The following is an 18,436-nucleotide window of genomic DNA, read 5'->3' on the forward strand; positions in this document are numbered from 1 at the left end:
TGGCACGTGTGATAACGCGCCAGGAGGTGGGGCGAGTTACTGCGCCTGAACCTCTTTCAGATACGGCGCCGGCTCCGCTCCCAGGTTGTTCAGCAGCCGCTGGCTGTACCAGTCAATGAAGTTGACCACGCCAAACTCGTAGGTCTTCGAGTATGGCCCAGGCTGGTACGCAGTGGAGTTGATACCACGCTGGTTCTCTTCGGCCAGGCGGCGGTCCTGATCGTTGGTCGCGTCCCAGACCTTGCGCATCTGCTCAGGGTCGTAGTCCACGCCTTCCACGGCATCCTTGTGCACCAGCCACTTGGTGGTGACCATGGTTTCCTGGGCGCTGATCGGCCACACGGTGAACACGATCATGTGGTCGCCCATGCAGTGGTTCCAGGAGTGTGGCAGGTGCAGGATGCGCATCGAGCCCAGGTCCGGGTTCTTGATGCGGCCCATCAGCTTCTTGCACGCCTGCTTGCCATCCATGGTCATCGACACGGTCCCCTTGAGCAGCGGCATGCGCACGATACGGTTACGCAGGCCATGGCTCTTGTGCAGGTACGGGATCTTCTCGGCTTCCCAGGCAGCGGCGGAGGCGGCTACGTGGTCCTTGAAGGCCTGGTCGGCGCGTGGGTCGTTGGTGTCATCCCACTCCAGCAGGGTTTTCAGCAGCTCAGGGTGCGAACCGTTGCAGTGGTAGCACTCGCGGTTGTTTTCCAGCACCAGCTTCCAGTTGGCCTTTTCCATCAAGGTGGTTTGTACCGCCACCTTGGTGTTTTCCATGTCGTACGGTTCCATGTAGTGGTCCAGGGTGGCCAGGAACTCGTCGATGGCGGGCGGGTTTTCCGCCAGGCTGATGAAGATGTAGCCGCCAGCGACCTTCACGTTCACCGGCTTCAGGCCATACTGGTTCATGTCGAAGTCGGCGCCCATTTCGGTGCCGGCGAACAGCAAGCGGCCGTCCAGCTCGTAGGTCCACTGGTGGTAAGGGCAGACCAGCTTGGCCACCTTGCCTTTTTCGCTGGTGCACAGACGCGAGCCGCGGTGGCGGCACACGTTATGGAATGCATGCACCCTGCCCTCGGCGCCACGGATCACGATGATCGGGTTTTTGCCGATCTGCAGGGTCAGGAAGTTGCCCTTTGTCGGAATCTCGCTTACCAGCCCCGCAATCAGCCACTCCTTGTGGAAGATCTCCTGCATGTCGATCTGGAACAGACGCTCGTCGGTGTAGAAAGGCTGGGGCAGCGAGTAGGTGCGCTCGCGGGTCTGCAGCATCTCGGCGGTGGCCTTGCGTGCAGGTTCCAGTGGATCGCCCAGGCTCAGGGTTGCGGTGACGTCCATCGTGTATTCCTCGGGGCCGTGTGCGGCCGGCAAAAGGTGGCTAATCGTTGTTGTGGTGCCGCAAGGCTGCTCATCAGAAACAGCTAGTTGTTTTGCCGTGGAGTGTGCGTCCGAAGGCGTCATGAACCGTATCCATGGGCGACATGGCCGATTTGAATTACGACGCGCCAGCCCTTGCAGTGCGGGGCTGGTCGCGATAAGCACGCCGATGTCGCTGGCAGGAATGTACGTCGTCTTCAGCTTGCGCATTATCCAAGCCATAAAACGGCCAATAGTCGGCTGCTGGAGATGAACATGTCCGATACCTTCCTCAATCCGGTCACTACCCAGACCTGGGCCAACGGCCGCCACATCGTGCGCTGCGTCAAGGTCATCCAGGAGACCTGGGACGTGCGCACCTTCTGCTTCATGGCCGATCAACCGATCATGTTCTTCTTCAAGCCGGGGCAGTTCGTCACCCTGGAGCTGGAGATCGAAGGCAAGCCGGTGATGCGTTCCTACACCATCTCCAGTTCACCGTCGGTGCCCTACAGCTTCTCGATCACCGTCAAGCGTGTACCGGGCGGCCTGGTGTCCAACTTCCTCCACGACACCATGCACGAAGGCGCCGAGCTGCCGGTGCATGGCCCGGTGGGGCTGTTCAACGCCATCGATTTCCCGGCGCAGAAGGTGCTGTACCTCTCGGGCGGTGTCGGGATCACCCCGGTCATGTCGATGGCGCGCTGGTTCTACGACACCAACGGCAATGTCGACATGGTGTTCGTGCACAGCGCCCGTTCGCCGAAGGACATCATCTACCATCGTGAACTGGAGCAGATGGCCTCGCGCATCCCCAATTTCAGCTTGCACATCATTTGTGAAAAGCATGGCCTGGGTGAGCCGTGGGCGGGTTATCGCGGTTACCTCAACCAGCGCCTGATGGAGCTGATCGCGCCGGACTACATGGACCGTGTGGTGTTCTGCTGTGGCCCGACGCCATACATGACTGCGGTCAAGCGCATGCTCGAAGCGGTCGGCTTCGACATGAAGAACTATCACGAGGAATCGTTCGGTGCGACGCCGCCTGAGGCCAAGGCCGATGCGGTGGAGCATGCCGAGCAGGCTGCCGACGCGCCGGAACTGGATGCGGCCGACCTTAACCTGGTGGAGTTCATCGGCAGCGAGAAGAGCATCCGCATCGCCCCGGGCGAGACCGTGCACGCGGCGGCGGCCAAGGTTGGCCTGATGATCCCGAAAGCCTGCGGTATGGGCATTTGCGGCACCTGCAAGGTGCTCAAGCTGGGTGGCGAAGTGGAGATGGAGCACAACGGCGGCATTACCGAAGAGGACGAAGCCGAGGGCTACATCCTGTCGTGCTGCAGCGTGCCGAAAGGGGATGTGCGGATCGATTACTGATCCGGGAATGCAGGGGGCTGCCTTGCAGCCCATCGCCGGCAAGCCAGCTCCCACAGGTTTTGCACAAGGCAGAAATCCCCAGCAAGCCAGCTCCTAAAGATACTGCACAAGGCAGAAGAGGTGCGCGGTCGGTGTAGGAGCTGGCTTGCCTGCGATGGGCCACAAAGTGGCCCCGCTTTATAAAAGAACTAGTAAATCTATCAGTTCCAGAGTATCCGGCGGTGAAGTAGCTTTTCTTCAAAACCTCTGGAGGCTTTGTATGATTCAACCCATTTCAGCTTCTGGGAGCCTATGCCGTTCAGTACGGTACGACCCTTACGGCATTCAGCCTGGTCGATCTGCCTCATTACTTGCTTTCAATGGAGAGTGCCAGGATCGTCTAACTGGCAGTTACCTGCTCGGCAACGGTAGAAGAGCATACAGTCCAGCGCTAAGGCGATTTCTCAGCGCAGATCGGCTAAGCCCTTTCTCGCAGGGAGGCATCAATGGATACGCATACTGCCTAGGGGATCCCGTCAATCGTGTGGACCCGAGCGGCGAATTCAGCGTCCTGGGCGCGCTCAAAGCGTTTAAACAAGTGCTTTGGGTTGCCGCGCGAATAAAAAATTTTGGCTTGAGAAATGGCACGCTGAAGACCGTGAGTGAGCTTGCCAAATATGGGGACAGGGTAGGTGCCGCAATGATCGGTGCTGGCATACCCGGTGGCCAAGAAGTGCTCACCGTCTCGCTTGGCGTAACTGTTGCTGTCAAGACAATCAAGTTTCTCCCGACAATCAGGCCGCCGATATCGATGCTTCGTGCAGTTGGCAGGATGCCCAATTAAATGTGAGCATGAATGCTTGCCGATAAATTGAGTTATTAATGATTTTTTGCTGGGGTCGCATTGCGACCCCGATCTCGCATAATTAGGTACGGAAGCGTGCTACCAGACCATTCAAGTCAACCGCCAACCGCGACAACTCCGCACTCGCCGCACTGGTCTGGTGCGCCCCGGTAGCACTCTGCACCGACAGGTCATTGATGTTCACCAGGTTGCGGTCCACTTCCCGCGCCACCTGCGCCTGCTCTTCCGCCGCGCTGGCAATTACCAGGTTACGCTCGTTGATCTGCGCCACTGCCCCGGCAATGGTGTCCAGCGCCATGCCTGCGCCACGGGCAATGTTCAGGGTGGATTCGGCGCGCTCGGTGCTGGTGCGCATCGATTCCACCGCTTCTTCCGTACCGCCCTGAATACTGCCGATCATCCGCTCGATCTCACTGGTCGACTGCTGGGTACGATGAGCCAGCGCTCGCACCTCATCAGCCACCACGGCAAAGCCCCGGCCCGCCTCACCGGCACGTGCCGCCTCGATCGCGGCGTTCAGCGCCAGCAGGTTGGTCTGGTCGGCCAGGCCACGGATCACGTCCAGCACCTTGCCGATATCGCGCGACTGTTCGGCCAGGTGAGTGATCAGTTTGGCAGTGGCCTGCACATCGCCACTCATGCGCTCGATGGCACCCACGGTTTCCATGACTAGGTCGCGGCCGTCGCCCGCCGAACGGCTGGCTTCGCTGGAGGCTTCCGAGGTGCTGACTGCATTGCGCGCTACTTCTTCGACGGCGCTGGTCATCTCGGTCACCGCCGTGGCGGCCTGTTCGATTTCGTTGTTCTGCTGCTGCAGGCCGCGGGCGCTTTCGTCAGTGACGGCGTTCAGCTCTTCGGCAGCCGAGGCCAGCTGTGTCGCCGACCCGGCGATCAGCTGCAAGGTGTCGCGCAGTTTGTCTTGCATGCGGGCCATGGCGCGCAGCAGGCGGGCAGCTTCGTCGGTACCCTCGGCATGGATGACATGGGTCAGGTCGCCGTCGGCAATCTGTTCGGCACATCTAAGCGCCTCGTCGATCGGCTTGACGATGCTGCGGGTCAACAGCAGGGCACAGACAAAAGTCAGCACGGTGGCGGCGACCAGCAGGCCGATCACCAGAGAGAAGGCCGCGTCATACTGGCTGGCGGCTTTCGCGTTGGTGTCACGGGTCTGCTCGGTATTGATGCTCACCAGGGTCTCCATGATCTTGTTGATCTGCTCGGAGTTGGCCTGCAAGTCACGGTTGAGAACATCTCTCAGCTCGTCGAGGCGGCCGGCCTGGTTGAGGCTGCGCATTTGCGCCTCCAGCTGGCGATACTGGTTGAGCAACTGAACGTACTGGTCGTACGCAGCCTGTTCGTCGGCGGCAGTGATCAGCGGCACGTAGGCCTCGCGCGCGCGGTCGATCTGCTGGTTGCGCTGGTCCATCAGGTTGAGGATTTCCTGCTGGTTTTGCGGGTCGCGGTTCACCAGCAGGCGGTAGGAGAGGCTGCGCAGGCGCAGGTTCAGCGCGCTGATCTCATCCAGTGTCTTGATGGCGGGGACGCTGATTTGCTCGATGACCAGGCCGGCCTGGCGGATGTTGCCCATCTGCATCAGAGAGAATATACCGAGGCCGAGCATCAGCAGGCCGATGAGCGCAAAGCCCAGCAAGGCGCGTGGGGCAATATTGATGTTGCGTAATGACATGGTGGGCAGATCCAGGCAAGTGAAGGAGACGCATCCAGTGCGACAGAATGTGTCTCTCTGAGTATCGGTCGTGACCCGTCAGCCTTGAGTGTGCGCCTGGCAAAACTCCGAGTTGGCCCGGTTGTTCCTGACCGGCGGTTGACCCAGGTCGGAACAAGGGGCCGGTTACCCTGTCAATCTGCGGGTTAGACACTTTGTGAATCCGATATTTAATGGCGATGGGCCGCACTTTTCTTTATCGTGTGCGCCCCTCGCAACAACCTGAGATAGACCCATGCTGGAAGCTTCCCTGAATCAAATCGAGCAACTGGTCAGCGACCTGATGCAGAAGAACGCTCAACTCACCGAGCAGAACGCCGCCCTCGGTCAGGAACTGGCCCAGGCCAAGGAAGAGAACGAAACCCTGCAGCTGTCGCTGATGGAGCAGGAAGAGAAGAACGGCAGCACCGCCGCACGCCTGCAGGCCCTGCTCGAGCGCGCCAACGCCGGCGTCGTAGGCGCATGACACTGCGAGCGCAGCCGATCAATGTCGTGTCGATCCTCGGCAACGACTATTCGATCAAGGCGCCTGAAGGCCAGGAAGCGACCCTGACCCAGGCGGTGCAGATGCTCAACACCGCCCTGGCCCAGACCAAGCGTCAGTACCCGACCCTGATCGGCGACAAGCTGCTGGTGCTGGCCGCGCTGAACCTGTGTTCGCGGCAGATCGAGCTGCAGGATGAGCACCGCAAGACGCTGGAGCGTACCCAGGCGCAGATCGATGCCACGGTGGACGCCATCGTGCGGACCATAGCCGAACAATAAGGCCTTGCATCGACCTCTGTGGGAGCGGATTCACCCGCGAATGCGTCAGTGCATTCAGCATCGCATTCGCGGGTAAACCCGCTCCCACAGGGTATCTGATTGCCTCAGATCACTGGATTAACTGGATACGCAAGTGTATACACTTTCCGCAAAACAATAATTATGCGGGGAGTAGGGCATGCGTATCTGGCGCAAGAGCATCCAGTGGCAGTTGATCACCAGCATGGGCGCCGCCCTGCTGGCGAGCATCCTGGTGGTGGTCATCATTTTCACGGTGGCGCTCAACCGCCTCACCGAACGCTATCTGGTCGATACCGCGCTGCCCGCCAGCATCGAGGCCATCCGCAACGACATCGAGCGCATGCTCGGCCAGCCGCTGGTGGCGGCGGCGGATATTGCCGGCAACACCCTGCTGCGCGACTGGCTTGCCGCCGGTGAAGACTCCGCCCAGGTTGCTCCATTCATCGAATACCTGACCGCTGCCAAGCAGCGCAACCAGGCCTTCACCACCTTGTTCGTCTCGACCGAAACCGGCCACTACTACAACGAGAATGGACTGGACCGTACCCTCAGCCGCAGCAACCCCAAGGACAAATGGTTCTACGGCTACATCGACAGCGGTGCCGAACGCCTGATCAACATCGACATCGACGGTGCCACCGGCGAGCTCGCGCTGTTCATCGACTATCGCGTGGAAAAGAATGGCCAACTGGTCGGTGTGGCTGGCATGGGCCTGCGCATGACCGAACTGTCGAAGCTGATTCATGACTTCAAATTTGGCGAGCACGGCAAGGTGTTCCTGGTGCGTAACGATGGCCTGATCCAGGTTCATCCGGACGCTGCCTTCAGCGGCAAACGCCAGCTCACCGAACAGCTCGGCGCGGATGCCGCCAAGGCGCTGATGACCGGCGGCGAGGGCCTGCGCAGCAGCCGCTTCAGCCGTGACGGCGAAAGCTACCTGGCGCTCGGCCTGCCCTTGCGCGACCTCAACTGGGCCCTGGTGGCCGAGGTGCCGGAGGAGGAAATCTACGCGCCAATGCACCAGGCGGTATGGCTGACCAGCCTGATCGGTGGTGCCGTGGCCCTGGTGTCGCTGCTGCTGGTGGTGCTGCTGGCGCGTGGCCTGGTGCGGCCGATCCGCCGCGTCACAGCGGCGTTGGTGCAGATTGGCAGTGGCGCGGGCGACCTCAGCCACCGGCTGGACGACTCACGCCAGGACGAACTGGGTGACCTGGCGCGTGGCTTCAACCGCTTCCTCGACAGCCAGCGCCGGTTGATCGGCGAGGTATTGCACACTTCCGAGCGGCTGCACCTGGCGGTCGGGCAGGTGACACAGGTGGTGGACAACACCGCCGAGCGTTCCGGGCGCCAGCAGGAAATGACCGAAATGGTCGCTACCGCCGTGCACGAAATGGGTTTGACCGTGCAGGACATTGCCCGCAATGCCGGTGATGCGGCCCAGGCCTCGCAATCGGCGAGGGACGAAGCCCTGCAGGCGCGTGAAGTGGTGCAACGCTCGATCCGTGGTATCGAGGGGATGTCGGGTGATATCGGCAAGGCGGCCGATGCAGTCAGCCAGCTGGCCGAGGAAGTAGCTTCGATCGACGAAGTTCTGGCGGTGATCCGTAGTATTTCCGAGCAAACCAACCTGCTGGCGCTGAATGCCGCCATCGAGGCGGCCAGGGCAGGGGAGATGGGCCGTGGGTTTGCCGTGGTGGCCGATGAGGTGCGTACCTTGGCCCGGCGCACGCAGCTGTCCACCGACGAAGTGCAGCAGATGATCCAGCGCTTGAAGCAGGGCGCGGGTTCGGCTGTGAGTTCGATGCAGGCTGGGCAGCAGGCGACGGGTAGCGGGGTGGAGTCGAGCCAGCGCACCGGAGCGTCATTGGGGGCGATCACTGACCAGGTCGAGCACATCAGCGACATGAACCATCAGGTAGCTACTGCGACCGAAGAGCAGTCGGCGGTGACCGAGGAGATCAATCGTACGGTGCAGGGGATTTCCGACCTGGCGCGGGAGACCGCGGCGGAGGTGCAGGGCTGTCGTGAAGAGTGCCAGGCGCTGCGTGGCTTGGCGGATGACTTGGCGCGGCAGATGGGTGGGTTCAGGCTTTAGATGAGTGTTGGCTTCTTCGCGGGCTTGCCCGCTCCCACAGGTACTGCACAGCTCTCGACGGCTGCGATATTCCTGTGGGAGCGGGCGTGCCCGTGAATGCGGCCTGTCAGGCGCCGATGATGGCGCGGATATCCGCCGCCAGCTCGCGCACCCGCTCTTCCTCGGTATCCCACGAGCACATGAACCGCGCCCCGCCGCTACCAATGAAGGTATAGAACCGCCATCCCCTGCTGCGCAGTGCCTCGATCGCATGCTCCGGCATCTGCAGGAACACCCCATTGGCCTCAACCGGGAACATCAGCTCCACCCCCGGCAAGTCACTCACCAGCGAGGCGAGCAACTGCGCGCAATGGTTGGCATGCGCGCCATGGCGCAACCAGGCGCCATCTTCCAGCAGGCCCACCCAAGGCGCCGACAGGAAGCGCATCTTCGATGCCAGTTGCCCGGCCTGCTTGCAGCGGTAGTCGAAGTCCTCGGCCAGTTGGCGGTTGAAGAACAGGATCGCCTCGCCCACCGCCATGCCGTTCTTGGTGCCGCCAAAGCACAGTACATCGACACCGGCCTTCCAGGTCAGCTCTGCCGGGCTGCAGCCCAGGAACGAGCAGGCATTGCTGAAGCGTGCGCCGTCCATGTGCAGGTTCAGCCCCAGCTCTTTGCAGGTGGCGCTGATCGCCTTCAGCTCGTCGGGGCGATAGACGGTGCCCACCTCGGTGGCCTGGGTAATGGTCACCACCCGTGGCTTGGGGTAGTGGATGTCCTGACGCTTCAGCGCCACTTCGCGGATCGACTGTGGTGTCAGCTTGCCGTTGACGCTGGGCGCGGTCAGCAGCTTGGAGCCGTTGGAGAAGAACTCCGGCGCACCGCACTCGTCGGTTTCGACGTGGGCGGTCTCGGAGCAGATCACGCTATGGTAGCTCTGGCACAGCGAGGCCAGGGCCAGGGAGTTGGCGGCGGTGCCGTTGAAGGCGAAGAACACCTCGCAGTCGGTTTCGAACAGCTTGCGGAAGTATTCCGCGGCGCGTTCGGTCCACTGGTCGTCGCCGTAGGCGCGGTCGTGGCCATGGTTGGCCTTTTCCATCGCTGCCCAGGCTTCGGGGCAGATGCCGGAATAGTTGTCGCTGGCGAATTGTTGGCTCTTATCTGTCATGACACTGTCCTGTGAACGACGCAGAACAGCACTCTAAACCATCATTTGGTCGGTTGCCTATACAAGCTCGGTGGTTCGAATGGGCTGCCTGAGCATGCGCCAAGCAGAGTGGTGCATGCCAGTAAGGGAGCGGGGCGGTGGCATAGCGTAGCCCCACTTCTCTACAACTTAACCTCAACGCTCAATCAAGTGGATTTCCCAGTAGATGTCTTCAATGATGCCGGCGACTTCATAGTAAGTAGCATCAATATAGCGAAAATCAATTTTGTAGTTCTTGCCATTGAATTTTAAGTTTCCATTGTTGGCTAATGCGGCGTAGCCGAGATCACTCTGATCTTCAGAGAAATTTCCGATAAGGTCGCCGTTTGTGTAGAGCTGAACGTGAGCATATATTTTTTCAGTAACATTTTTCCGGCGTGAGTGGCTTGATCTCTCGGCTTTCCTGGCTTGCTGGCATTGCGTGTAGATTTTTTCTGAAGGTTCGGACGTCTTTAATTCGGCGCCAGTGATGCGTACCAATTGCTGCTTATCAGATAAATCTGATTCAAATAAACTGAGTTTTGCGGTTGATCGCCGCAAATCAAAAGACTTGATATCAAGAATATCTCCGGCGCGCAAATGCACCAGTGAGCCATAGGCTTGAGGCTCCAGTGGGAATGTAAAAAGTCCGAAGTTGGCTTTAATTTCCATAGCGTTGCTCCTCATGCTTCGGCAGAAATTGGCGCCGTCGCTGACAAGATCTTCAAGCTCCCAGATCAATCTCGGCAACTGGTAGAAATGCCAGGCCTGGCTGTACCTGGTCAACGCTCAACTCAACCAGGTGCAGCTGCCTCGAACACGACAATGTCGTAAACGCGCCATTGCAAGGCGTGCGCAGGCATCTGACCCGCCCCGGCCAGTCATAACATCGCCACAAAGGGCCACAGTGCCCCACGACAAAAAACGATCGCTGCCGGGAGATACACGATGTTCAGCAAGCAAGACCAGATTCAGGGTTACGACGATGCACTGCTGGCGGCGATGAATGCCGAAGAGCAGCGCCAGGAAGACCACATCGAGCTGATCGCCTCGGAAAACTACACCTCCAAGCGCGTGATGCAGGCCCAAGGCAGCGGCCTGACCAACAAGTACGCCGAAGGCTACCCGGGCAAGCGCTACTACGGTGGCTGCGAGCACGTGGACAAGGTCGAGGCCCTGGCCATCGAGCGCGCCAAGCAGCTGTTCGGTGCCGACTACGCCAACGTCCAGCCGCACTCCGGCTCCTCGGCCAACGGTGCCGTCTACCTGGCCCTGCTGCAGGCTGGTGACACCATCCTCGGCATGAGCCTGGCCCACGGCGGCCACCTGACCCACGGCGCCAAGGTGTCGTCCTCGGGCAAGCTGTACAACGCTGTGCAATACGGCATCGACACCAACACCGGCCTGATCGACTACGACGAAGTCGAGCGCCTGGCTGTCGAGCACAAGCCAAAAATGATCGTTGCCGGCTTCTCGGCCTACTCCAAGACCCTCGACTTTCCACGCTTCCGCGCCATCGCCGACAAGGTCGGTGCGCTGCTGTTCGTCGACATGGCCCACGTAGCCGGCCTGGTTGCCGCTGGCCTGTACCCGAACCCGATTCCGTTCGCCGATGTGGTTACCACCACCACTCACAAGACCCTGCGCGGCCCACGCGGCGGCCTGATCCTGGCCAAGTCGAACGAAGAGATCGAGAAGAAGCTGAACGCCGCGGTGTTCCCCGGCGCCCAGGGCGGCCCGCTGATGCACGTGATCGCCGCCAAGGCCGTTTGCTTCAAGGAAGCGCTGGAGCCTGAATTCAAGGCCTACCAGCAACAAGTGATCGAAAACGCCCAGGCCATGGCCCAGGTGTTCATCGACCGCGGCTACGACGTGGTTTCCGGCGGCACCGACAACCACCTGTTCCTGGTCAGCCTGATCCGCCAGGGCCTCACCGGCAAAGATGCCGACGCCGCCCTGGGCCGCGCGCACATCACCGTCAACAAGAACGCCGTGCCGAATGACCCGCAGTCGCCATTCGTCACCTCGGGCCTGCGCATCGGCACCCCGGCCGTCACCACCCGCGGCTTCAAGGTCGCTCAGTGCGTGGCCCTGGCCGGCTGGATCTGCGACATCCTCGACAACCTCGGTGACGCAGACGTCGAAGCCGATGTGGCGAAGAACGTCGCGGCCCTGTGCGCAGATTTCCCTGTTTACCGCTGAGTGGAGTCACACACCATGCAACGTTACTCGGGCTTCGGCCTTTTCAAGCACTCCCTCAGCCACCACGAGAACTGGCAGCGCATGTGGCGCACGCCAACCCCTAAAAAGGTCTACGACGTGGTTATCGTCGGCGGTGGCGGCCATGGCCTGGCCACGGCCTATTACCTGGCCAAGGAGCACGGCATCACCAACGTCGCCGTGATCGAGAAGGGTTACCTGGGCGGCGGCAACACCGCCCGTAACACCACCATCGTGCGTTCCAACTATCTGTGGGATGAGTCGGCGCACCTGTACGAGCACGCCATGAAGCTGTGGGAGGGCCTGTCCCAGGACCTCAACTACAACGTGATGTTCTCCCAGCGCGGTGTGTACAACCTGTGCCACACCCTGCAGGACATGCGTGACTCCGAGCGCCGGGTCAGCGCCAACCGCCTGAACGGCGTGGATGGCGAGCTGCTCAACACCGCCCAGGTCGCGGCCGAGATCCCGTACTTGGACTGCTCGAAGAACACCCGCTACCCGATCCTCGGTGCCACCGTGCAGCGCCGTGGCGGCGTGGCGCGTCACGACGCCGTGGCCTGGGGCTTTGCCCGTGCCGCCGACGCCCTGGGCGTGGACCTGATCCAGCAGACCGAAGTGATCGGCTTCCGCAAGGAAAACGGCGCGGTCATCGGTGTGGAAACCAACAAAGGCTTCATCGGCGCCAAGCGCGTCGGCGTGGTCACCGCCGGTAACTCCGGGCACATGGCCAAACTGGCCGGCTTCCGCCTGCCGCTGGAATCGCACCCGCTGCAAGCACTGGTATCCGAGCCGATCAAGCCGATCATCGACAGCGTGATCATGTCCAACGCCGTGCACGGCTACATCAGCCAGTCCGACAAGGGCGACCTGGTGATCGGTGCCGGTATCGACGGCTGGGTCGGCTACGGCCAGCGCGGTTCGTACCCGGTGATCGAGCACACCCTGCAGGCCATCGTCGAGATGTTCCCCAACCTCTCGCGCGTGCGCATGAACCGCCAGTGGGGTGGCATCGTCGATACCTCGCCGGACGCTTGCCCGATCATCACCAAGACCCCGGTCAAGAACATGTTCTTCAACTGCGGTTGGGGTACTGGCGGCTTCAAGGCGACCCCGGGTTCGGGCAACGTCTTCGCCGCGAGCCTGGCCAAGGGCGAAATGCACCCACTGGCCGCGCCGTTCTCCATGGACCGTTTCTACAACGGCGCACTGATCGACGAACACGGCGCCGCCGCCGTCGCCCACTAACCGGAGACACCGTCATGTTGCATATTTTCTGTCCCCACTGCGGCGAGCTGCGCTCCGAAGAAGAGTTCCACGCCTCTGGCCAGGCGCACATCGCCCGCCCGCTGGACCCTAACGCCTGCTCCGACGAGGAATGGGGTACCTACATGTTCTACCGTGACAACCCACGCGGTATTCACCACGAACTGTGGGACCACGTTGCCGGCTGCCGCCAGTATTTCAACGTCACCCGCGACACCGTGACCTACGAAATTCTGGAAACCTACAAGATTGGCGAGAAGCCGCAAGTGACCGCCAGCGGCAAGCAGAGCAGCGCCGCGTCGACCGTCAAAGGCCAAGGGGAAAAAGTATGAGCCAGACCTATCGCCTCGCCAGCGGCGGCCGTATCGACCGCAGCAAGGTCCTGAACTTCACTTTCAACGGCAAGACCTACCAAGGTTATGCCGGTGACAGCCTGGCCGCCGCATTGCTGGCCAACGGCGTCGACATCGTCGGCCGCAGCTTCAAGTATTCGCGCCCACGCGGCATCATCGCCGCTGGTACCGAAGAGCCGAACGCCATCCTGCAGATCGGCTCCAGCGAAGCCACCCAGATCCCCAACGTGCGTGCCACCCAGCAGGCGCTGTACGCAGGTCTTGTAGCTACCAGCACCAACGGCTGGCCGAACGTCAACAATGACGTCATGGGCATCCTGGGCAAGGTTGGCGGCAGCATGATGCCGCCGGGCTTCTACTACAAAACCTTCATGTACCCGAAATCGTTCTGGATGACTTACGAGAAGTACATCCGCAAAGCCGCAGGCCTTGGCCGCGCGCCACTGCAGAACGACCCGGACAGCTACGACTACATGAACCAGCACTGCGACGTGCTGATCGTCGGTGCCGGCCCTGCCGGCCTGGCCGCTGCCCTGGCCGCTGGCCGCAGCGGTGCCCGCGTGATCCTGGCTGACGAGCAGGAAGAGTTCGGCGGCAGTCTGCTCGACACCCGCGAAACCCTCGACGGCAAGCCTGCTGCCGATTGGGTCAGCGCCGTGGTCAAAGAGCTGGAAAGCCTGCCGGAAGTGACCCTGCTGCCACGTGCCACGGTCAACGGCTACCACGACCATAACTTCCTGACCATCCACGAGCGCCTCACCGACCACCTCGGCGACCGCGCCCCGATCGGCCAGGTACGCCACCGCGTGCACCGCGTCCGCGCCAAGCGCGTGGTGCTGGCTGCCGGCGCCCACGAGCGCCCGCTGGTGTACGGCAACAACGACCTGCCGGGCAACATGCTGGCCGGTGCTGTGTCCACCTACGTACGCCGCTACGGCGTGGCCCCGGGCCGCAAGCTGGTGCTGTCGACCAACAACGACCACGCCTACCGCGCCGCGCTGGACTGGCACGACGCCGGCCTGCAAGTGGTCGCCATTGCCGACGCCCGCCACAACCCACGTGGCTCGCTGGTTGAAGAAGCACGTGCCAAAGGCATCCGCATCCTCACCTCCAGCGCCGTGATCGAGGCCAAGGGCAGCAAGCACGTCACCGGCGCCCGTGTGGCCGCTATCGATGTGCAGGCACACAAGGTCACCAGCCCTGGCGAAACCCTCGAGTGCGACCTGATCGCCACCTCCGGCGGCTACAGCCCGATCGTGCACCTGGCTTCGCACCTGGGCGGTCGCCCGGTATGGCGTGAAGACATCCTCGGCTTCGTGCCGGGCGATGCTCCGCAGAAACGCGAATGCGTGGGTGGTATCAACGGCGTCTACGCCCTGGGCGACGTGATCGCCGATGGCTTCGAAGGCGGCGTTCGCGCAGCCACCGAAGCGGGCTTCAAGGCCACCGTCGGCAGCCTGCCGAAAACCGTTGCGCGCAAGGAAGAGGCCACCGTGGCACTGTTCCAGGTGCCGCACGACAAGGGCACTGCCCGCGCACCCAAGCAGTTCGTCGACCAGCAGAACGACGTCACCGCGGCCGCAATCGAACTGGCCACCCGCGAAGGCTTCGAGTCGGTCGAGCACGTAAAACGCTACACCGCGCTGGGCTTTGGTACCGACCAGGGCAAACTGGGCAACATCAACGGCCTGGCCATCGCCGCCCGTTCGATCGGCATTACCATCCCGGAAATGGGCACCACCATGTTCCGCCCCAACTACACGCCGGTTACCTTCGGTGCAGTAGCGGGCCGTCACTGTGGTCACCTGTTCGAGCCCGTACGCTTCACCGCCCTGCATGCCTGGCACGTGAAGAACGGCGCCGAGTTCGAAGACGTCGGCCAGTGGAAACGCCCGTGGTACTTCCCGAAAGCCGGTGAAGACATCCACGCCGCCGTGACCCGTGAATGCAAGGCCGTGCGCGACAGCGTGGGCCTGCTGGACGCCTCGACCCTGGGCAAGATCGACATTCAGGGCCCGGATGCTCGTGAGTTCCTCAACCGCATCTACACCAACGCCTGGACCAAGCTCGACGTGGGCAAGGCCCGCTATGGCCTGATGTGCAAGGAAGACGGCATGGTCTTCGACGACGGCGTGACCGCCTGCGTCGGCGACAACCACTTCATCATGACCACCACCACTGGCGGCGCCGCCCGTGTGCTGCAGTGGATGGAGCTGTACCACCAGACCGAATGGCCGGAACTGAAGGTGTACTTCACCTCGGTCACCGACCACTGGGCCACCATGACCCTGTCCGGCCCCAACAGCCGCAAGCTGCTGAGCGAGCTGACCGACATCGACATGGACAAGGAAGCCTTCCCGTTCATGACCTGGAAGGAAGGCAACGTCGGCGGCGTACCGGCCCGGGTGTTCCGTATCTCGTTCACCGGTGAGCTGTCGTACGAAGTCAACGTGCAGGCCAACTACGCCATGGGCGTGCTGGAACAGATCATCGAGGCAGGCAAGAAGTACAACCTGACCCCGTACGGTACCGAGACCATGCACGTACTGCGTGCCGAGAAGGGCTTCATCATCGTTGGCCAGGATACCGACGGCTCGATGACCCCGGACGACCTGAACATGAGCTGGTGCGTAGGCCGCAACAAGCCGTACTCGTGGATCGGCCTGCGTGGCATGAACCGCGAAGACTGCGTGCGCGAGAACCGCAAGCAGCTGGTAGGCCTGAAGCCGGTCGACCCGAACCAGTGGCTGCCGGAAGGCGCCCAGCTGGTGTTCGACCCGAAACAGCCGATCCCGATGGACATGGTTGGCCACGTCACCTCCAGCTACGCGTCCAACTCCCTGGGCTACTCGTTCGCCATGGGTGTGGTCAAAGGCGGCCTCAAGCGCATGGGCGAGCGCGTCTACTCGCCGCAGGCGGATGGCAGCGTGATCGAGGCGGAGATCGTGTCTTCGGTGTTCTTCGATCCGAAGGGTGAGCGGCAGAACGTTTGAGGCTTCACCGGTAGCTCTGATTGGAATGCGACCTCTGTGGGAGCGGGTTCACCCGCGAATGCGATGGTGGATTCACCGCCCTCTTCGCGGGTAAACCCGCTCCCACACTGGGTCTCCTCAGTCTGTGACTACAGGTTCTACCTCAGGTCTTCGCGATCAACAGAATTCAAGGCAGGTAAGAAATGAGCGCTATCAACGTCTTCCAGCAAAACCCCGGCGCCGAGGCCAAGGCCCAGTCGCCACTGCACCACGCCGACCTGGCCAGCCTGGTTGGCAAAGGCCGCAAGAACGCAGGCGTGACCCTGCGTGAACGCAGGTTCCTCGGCCACCTGACCATCCGTGGCGATGGCCACGACCCGGAATTCGCTGCCGGTGTGCACAAGGCCCTGGGCCTGGAGCTGCCAGTGGCCCTGACCGTGGTCGCCAACAACGAAATGTCGCTGCAATGGATGGGCCCCGACGAGTGGTTGCTGATCGTCCCCGGCGGCCAGGAGTTTGCCGTTGAGCAAAAGCTGCGCGCAGCCCTCGAAGGCCAGCACATCCAGGTGGTCAATGTCAGCGGCGGCCAGAGCCTGCTGGAACTGCGCGGCCCGAACGTGCGCGAAGTGCTGATGAAGTCCACCAGCTATGATGTTCATCCGAACAACTTCCCGGTGGGCAAGGCAGTCGGCACCGTCTTCGCCAAGTCGCAACTGGTGATCCGCCGCACCGCCGAAGATACCTGGGAGCTGGTGATTCTCCGCAGCTTCGCCGACTACTGGTGGCTGTGGCTGCAGGACGCTTCGGCCGAGTACGGCCTGAGCATCGAGGCTTAAGGAGAACAGAACATGAGTCGGGCACCGGATACCTGGATTCTCACCGCCGACTGCCCGAGTATGCTCGGCACCGTCGACGTGGTGACGCGTTACCTCTTCGAGCAGCGCTGCTACGTGACGGAGCACCACTCCTTCGATGACCGGCTGTCGGGGCGTTTCTTCATTCGCGTGGAGTTCCGCCAGCCGGATGATTTCGACGAAGCCGGCTTCCGGGCCGGCCTTGCCGAGCGCAGCGAGGCGTTCGGCATGACCTTCGAGCTGACCGCACCTAACCATCGCCCCAAGGTGGTGATCATGGTGTCCAAGGCCGACCACTGCCTTAACGACCTGCTGTATCGCCAGCGTATCGGTCAGCTGGCCATGGACGTGGTCGCGGTGGTGTCCAACCACCCTGATCTCGAACCACTGGCACACTGGCACAAGATTCCTTACTACCACTTTGCCCTCGACCCCAAGGACAAGCCCGGGCAAGAGCGCAAGGTACTTCAGGTGATCGAGGAAACCGGTGCCGAACTGGTGATTCTTGCGCGCTACATGCAGGTGCTGTCACCGGAGCTGTGCCGGCGCCTGGATGGTTGGGCGATCAACATTCACCACTCGTTGCTGCCAGGGTTCAAAGGCGCCAAGCCTTATCACCAGGCGTACAACAAGGGCGTGAAGATGGTTGGCGCTACGGCGCACTACATCAACAACGACCTGGACGAAGGCCCGATCATCGCCCAGGGCGTGGAGGTGGTCGACCACAGTCATTACCCCGAAGACCTGATTGCCAAAGGGCGCGACATCGAGTGCCTGACCTTGGCGCGAGCGGTGGGGTATCACATCGAGCGACGAGTGTTCCTCAATGCGAACAGGACTGTGGTGCTCTGACCGCGTCTAGCTTTTATCGCGGGCATGGGCTTTCAGGGTTTCGCGGATGGCTGTAACGAACCTCTGGCGCATGTCCGCACCCAGTTTGTTACCTGGGATTGGATCGCCGTCGCGGTCCACCCAGCCTGCTTTGAACTCGTGAAGGTCCATGCCTTCGGCTTCTTCGTCGAAGTCGTAGCCTGGACTATAAGCCGCGTAATAGAAGATCTTATCGGCGTCCAGAAAGTACCGTTGTTTGCCGAACAATGCTGCTTCGATTTCTGGGTCGAAGCCCTGCTGCCTGGCAGCCTCGACCCAGTATGGCCAGAAGGTGTCCTCGGGGCGCTCAGTATCCGTCATGGTGGTTCTCCAGTTTGATAGACGATGGGTTACTGCATCCCTATCGAAACACTCGGTCGCCGACGTATTGCGGTAGATATTCATCGTCCCGGGCATGCGCGCGACCACCACCTGGCCGATTGCCGTTCAGAGGCATTTGCCTGTCGTTTCCAGTCAGCGCATCCGTCCCCATCAGGCCCACAATTCCCTGCATTCCAGTAACACATGCCGCCCATGGATGGCGGCGCGTTCAACCACCGC

At 61.6% G+C, this 18,436-nt stretch carries 15 protein-coding genes and 1 pseudogene; 11 read left to right on the plus strand and 5 right to left on the minus strand.

The annotated features are described in order from the left end of the window. Positions 1 to 36 precede the first annotated feature (36 nt). Positions 37 to 1,329, minus strand: coding sequence for a glycine-betaine demethylase subunit GbcA (gene gbcA / locus E5221_RS02010; protein WP_247846798.1), 1,293 nt, complete (start codon positions 1,327 to 1,329; stop codon positions 37 to 39). A 294-nt stretch (positions 1,330 to 1,623) separates the two neighbouring features. On the opposite strand from gbcA, the gene gbcB reads away from it, so the two are divergent. Together gbcB and E5221_RS02020 are read left to right on the plus strand one after the other, a co-directional pair. Next, on the plus strand, positions 1,624 to 2,724 hold the full coding sequence (gene gbcB, locus E5221_RS02015; protein WP_015268654.1) for a glycine-betaine demethylase subunit GbcB: 1,101 nt from the start codon (positions 1,624 to 1,626) through the stop codon (positions 2,722 to 2,724). A 259-nt stretch (positions 2,725 to 2,983) separates the two neighbouring features. Next, a pseudogene (locus E5221_RS02020) lies at positions 2,984 to 3,268 on the plus strand (RHS repeat-associated core domain-containing protein); the annotation flags it as partial. A 361-nt stretch (positions 3,269 to 3,629) separates the two neighbouring features. Here E5221_RS02020 and E5221_RS02025 read toward each other — a convergent pair. Next, complete coding sequence (locus E5221_RS02025) at positions 3,630 to 5,255, minus strand: methyl-accepting chemotaxis protein (RefSeq protein ID WP_247846799.1); 1,626 nt, start codon at positions 5,253 to 5,255, stop codon at positions 3,630 to 3,632. 274 nt (positions 5,256 to 5,529) lie between these two features. Here E5221_RS02025 and E5221_RS02030 point away from each other — a divergent pair, with 274 nt between their 5' ends. The 3 genes from E5221_RS02030 (at position 5,530) to mcpH (ending at position 8,175) form a co-directional block, all read left to right on the plus strand. Beyond that, the gene (locus E5221_RS02030) at positions 5,530 to 5,760 is read left to right on the plus strand and encodes a hypothetical protein (RefSeq protein WP_003257514.1); all 231 of its coding nucleotides are present in this window, start codon (positions 5,530 to 5,532) and stop codon (positions 5,758 to 5,760) included. Beyond that, positions 5,757 to 6,059 carry a cell division protein ZapA gene (locus tag E5221_RS02035; protein WP_247846800.1) on the plus strand — a complete coding sequence of 101 codons (303 nt, stop codon included), beginning with the start codon at positions 5,757 to 5,759 and terminating at the stop codon, positions 6,057 to 6,059. Before E5221_RS02030 ends, E5221_RS02035 begins: the two co-directional genes overlap by 4 nt. 178 nt (positions 6,060 to 6,237) lie before the next feature. After that, positions 6,238 to 8,175, plus strand: a complete 1,938-nt coding sequence (gene mcpH / locus E5221_RS02040; RefSeq protein ID WP_247846801.1) for a methyl-accepting chemotaxis protein McpH — start codon at positions 6,238 to 6,240, stop codon at positions 8,173 to 8,175. A 106-nt stretch (positions 8,176 to 8,281) separates the two neighbouring features. On the opposite strand, the gene E5221_RS02045 is transcribed toward mcpH, so the two are convergent. Both E5221_RS02045 and E5221_RS02050 read right to left on the minus strand, forming a co-directional pair. Further along, the gene (locus E5221_RS02045) at positions 8,282 to 9,322 is read right to left on the minus strand and encodes a low specificity L-threonine aldolase (RefSeq protein ID WP_247846802.1); all 1,041 of its coding nucleotides are present in this window, start codon (positions 9,320 to 9,322) and stop codon (positions 8,282 to 8,284) included. 174 nt (positions 9,323 to 9,496) lie between these two features. Continuing rightward, complete coding sequence (locus E5221_RS02050) at positions 9,497 to 10,012, minus strand: hypothetical protein (protein ID WP_137138433.1); 516 nt, start codon at positions 10,010 to 10,012, stop codon at positions 9,497 to 9,499. A gap of 276 nt (positions 10,013 to 10,288) precedes the next feature. Here E5221_RS02050 and E5221_RS02055 point away from each other — a divergent pair, with 276 nt between their 5' ends. The 6 genes from E5221_RS02055 to purU all read left to right on the plus strand — a co-directional run bounded on the left by E5221_RS02055 (position 10,289) and on the right by purU (position 17,857). Continuing rightward, positions 10,289 to 11,542, plus strand: coding sequence for a serine hydroxymethyltransferase (locus E5221_RS02055; protein WP_025337394.1), 1,254 nt, complete (start codon positions 10,289 to 10,291; stop codon positions 11,540 to 11,542). 15 nt (positions 11,543 to 11,557) lie between these two features. Further along, positions 11,558 to 12,808, plus strand: a complete 1,251-nt coding sequence (locus E5221_RS02060) for a sarcosine oxidase subunit beta family protein (RefSeq protein ID WP_003255680.1) — start codon at positions 11,558 to 11,560, stop codon at positions 12,806 to 12,808. Positions 12,809 to 12,822: 14 nt separating this feature from the next. Beyond that, complete coding sequence (locus E5221_RS02065; RefSeq protein WP_039613194.1) at positions 12,823 to 13,158, plus strand: sarcosine oxidase subunit delta; 336 nt, start codon at positions 12,823 to 12,825, stop codon at positions 13,156 to 13,158. Then, on the plus strand, positions 13,155 to 16,172 hold the full coding sequence (locus E5221_RS02070) for a sarcosine oxidase subunit alpha (protein WP_061550717.1): 3,018 nt from the start codon (positions 13,155 to 13,157) through the stop codon (positions 16,170 to 16,172). Before E5221_RS02065 ends, E5221_RS02070 begins: the two co-directional genes overlap by 4 nt. 182 nt (positions 16,173 to 16,354) lie before the next feature. After that, positions 16,355 to 16,987, plus strand: a complete 633-nt coding sequence (soxG, locus tag E5221_RS02075) for a sarcosine oxidase subunit gamma family protein (RefSeq protein ID WP_247846803.1) — start codon at positions 16,355 to 16,357, stop codon at positions 16,985 to 16,987. 12 nt (positions 16,988 to 16,999) lie between these two features. Continuing rightward, on the plus strand, positions 17,000 to 17,857 hold the full coding sequence (gene purU, locus E5221_RS02080; RefSeq protein ID WP_013970522.1) for a formyltetrahydrofolate deformylase: 858 nt from the start codon (positions 17,000 to 17,002) through the stop codon (positions 17,855 to 17,857). Positions 17,858 to 17,863: 6 nt separating this feature from the next. Here the strand turns inward: purU and E5221_RS02085 are convergent, their stop codons facing one another. Continuing rightward, entirely contained in the window at positions 17,864 to 18,196 is a 333-nt protein-coding gene (locus E5221_RS02085; protein WP_247846804.1) for a hypothetical protein, read from the minus strand. Positions 18,197 to 18,436: the final 240 nt, after the last annotated feature.

This window comes from Pseudomonas sp. A2, assembly GCF_023100865.1.
Lineage (GTDB): Bacteria > Pseudomonadota > Gammaproteobacteria > Pseudomonadales > Pseudomonadaceae > Aquipseudomonas > Aquipseudomonas asiatica.

Excerpts from the sequence above, each read along its gene's own strand:
- E5221_RS02065 (WP_039613194.1), top strand. The coding sequence starts at position 12,823 with ATGTTGCATATTTTCTGTCCCCACTGCGGCGAGCTGCGCTCCGAAGAA.
- E5221_RS02070 (WP_061550717.1), top strand. The coding sequence starts at position 13,155 with ATGAGCCAGACCTATCGCCTCGCCAGCGGCGGCCGTATCGACCGCAGC.
- E5221_RS02050 (WP_137138433.1), bottom strand. The coding sequence starts at position 10,012 with ATGGAAATTAAAGCCAACTTCGGACTTTTTACATTCCCACTGGAGCCT.
- E5221_RS02055 (WP_025337394.1), top strand. The coding sequence starts at position 10,289 with ATGTTCAGCAAGCAAGACCAGATTCAGGGTTACGACGATGCACTGCTG.
- E5221_RS02025 (WP_247846799.1), bottom strand. The coding sequence starts at position 5,255 with ATGTCATTACGCAACATCAATATTGCCCCACGCGCCTTGCTGGGCTTT.
- E5221_RS02030 (WP_003257514.1), top strand. The coding sequence starts at position 5,530 with ATGCTGGAAGCTTCCCTGAATCAAATCGAGCAACTGGTCAGCGACCTG.
- E5221_RS02045 (WP_247846802.1), bottom strand. The coding sequence starts at position 9,322 with ATGACAGATAAGAGCCAACAATTCGCCAGCGACAACTATTCCGGCATC.
- E5221_RS02035 (WP_247846800.1), top strand. The coding sequence starts at position 5,757 with ATGACACTGCGAGCGCAGCCGATCAATGTCGTGTCGATCCTCGGCAAC.
- E5221_RS02060 (WP_003255680.1), top strand. The coding sequence starts at position 11,558 with ATGCAACGTTACTCGGGCTTCGGCCTTTTCAAGCACTCCCTCAGCCAC.
- E5221_RS02085 (WP_247846804.1), bottom strand. The coding sequence starts at position 18,196 with ATGACGGATACTGAGCGCCCCGAGGACACCTTCTGGCCATACTGGGTC.
- soxG (WP_247846803.1), top strand. The coding sequence starts at position 16,355 with ATGAGCGCTATCAACGTCTTCCAGCAAAACCCCGGCGCCGAGGCCAAG.
- mcpH (WP_247846801.1), top strand. The coding sequence starts at position 6,238 with ATGCGTATCTGGCGCAAGAGCATCCAGTGGCAGTTGATCACCAGCATG.
- gbcA (WP_247846798.1), bottom strand. The coding sequence starts at position 1,329 with ATGGACGTCACCGCAACCCTGAGCCTGGGCGATCCACTGGAACCTGCA.
- purU (WP_013970522.1), top strand. The coding sequence starts at position 17,000 with ATGAGTCGGGCACCGGATACCTGGATTCTCACCGCCGACTGCCCGAGT.
- gbcB (WP_015268654.1), top strand. The coding sequence starts at position 1,624 with ATGTCCGATACCTTCCTCAATCCGGTCACTACCCAGACCTGGGCCAAC.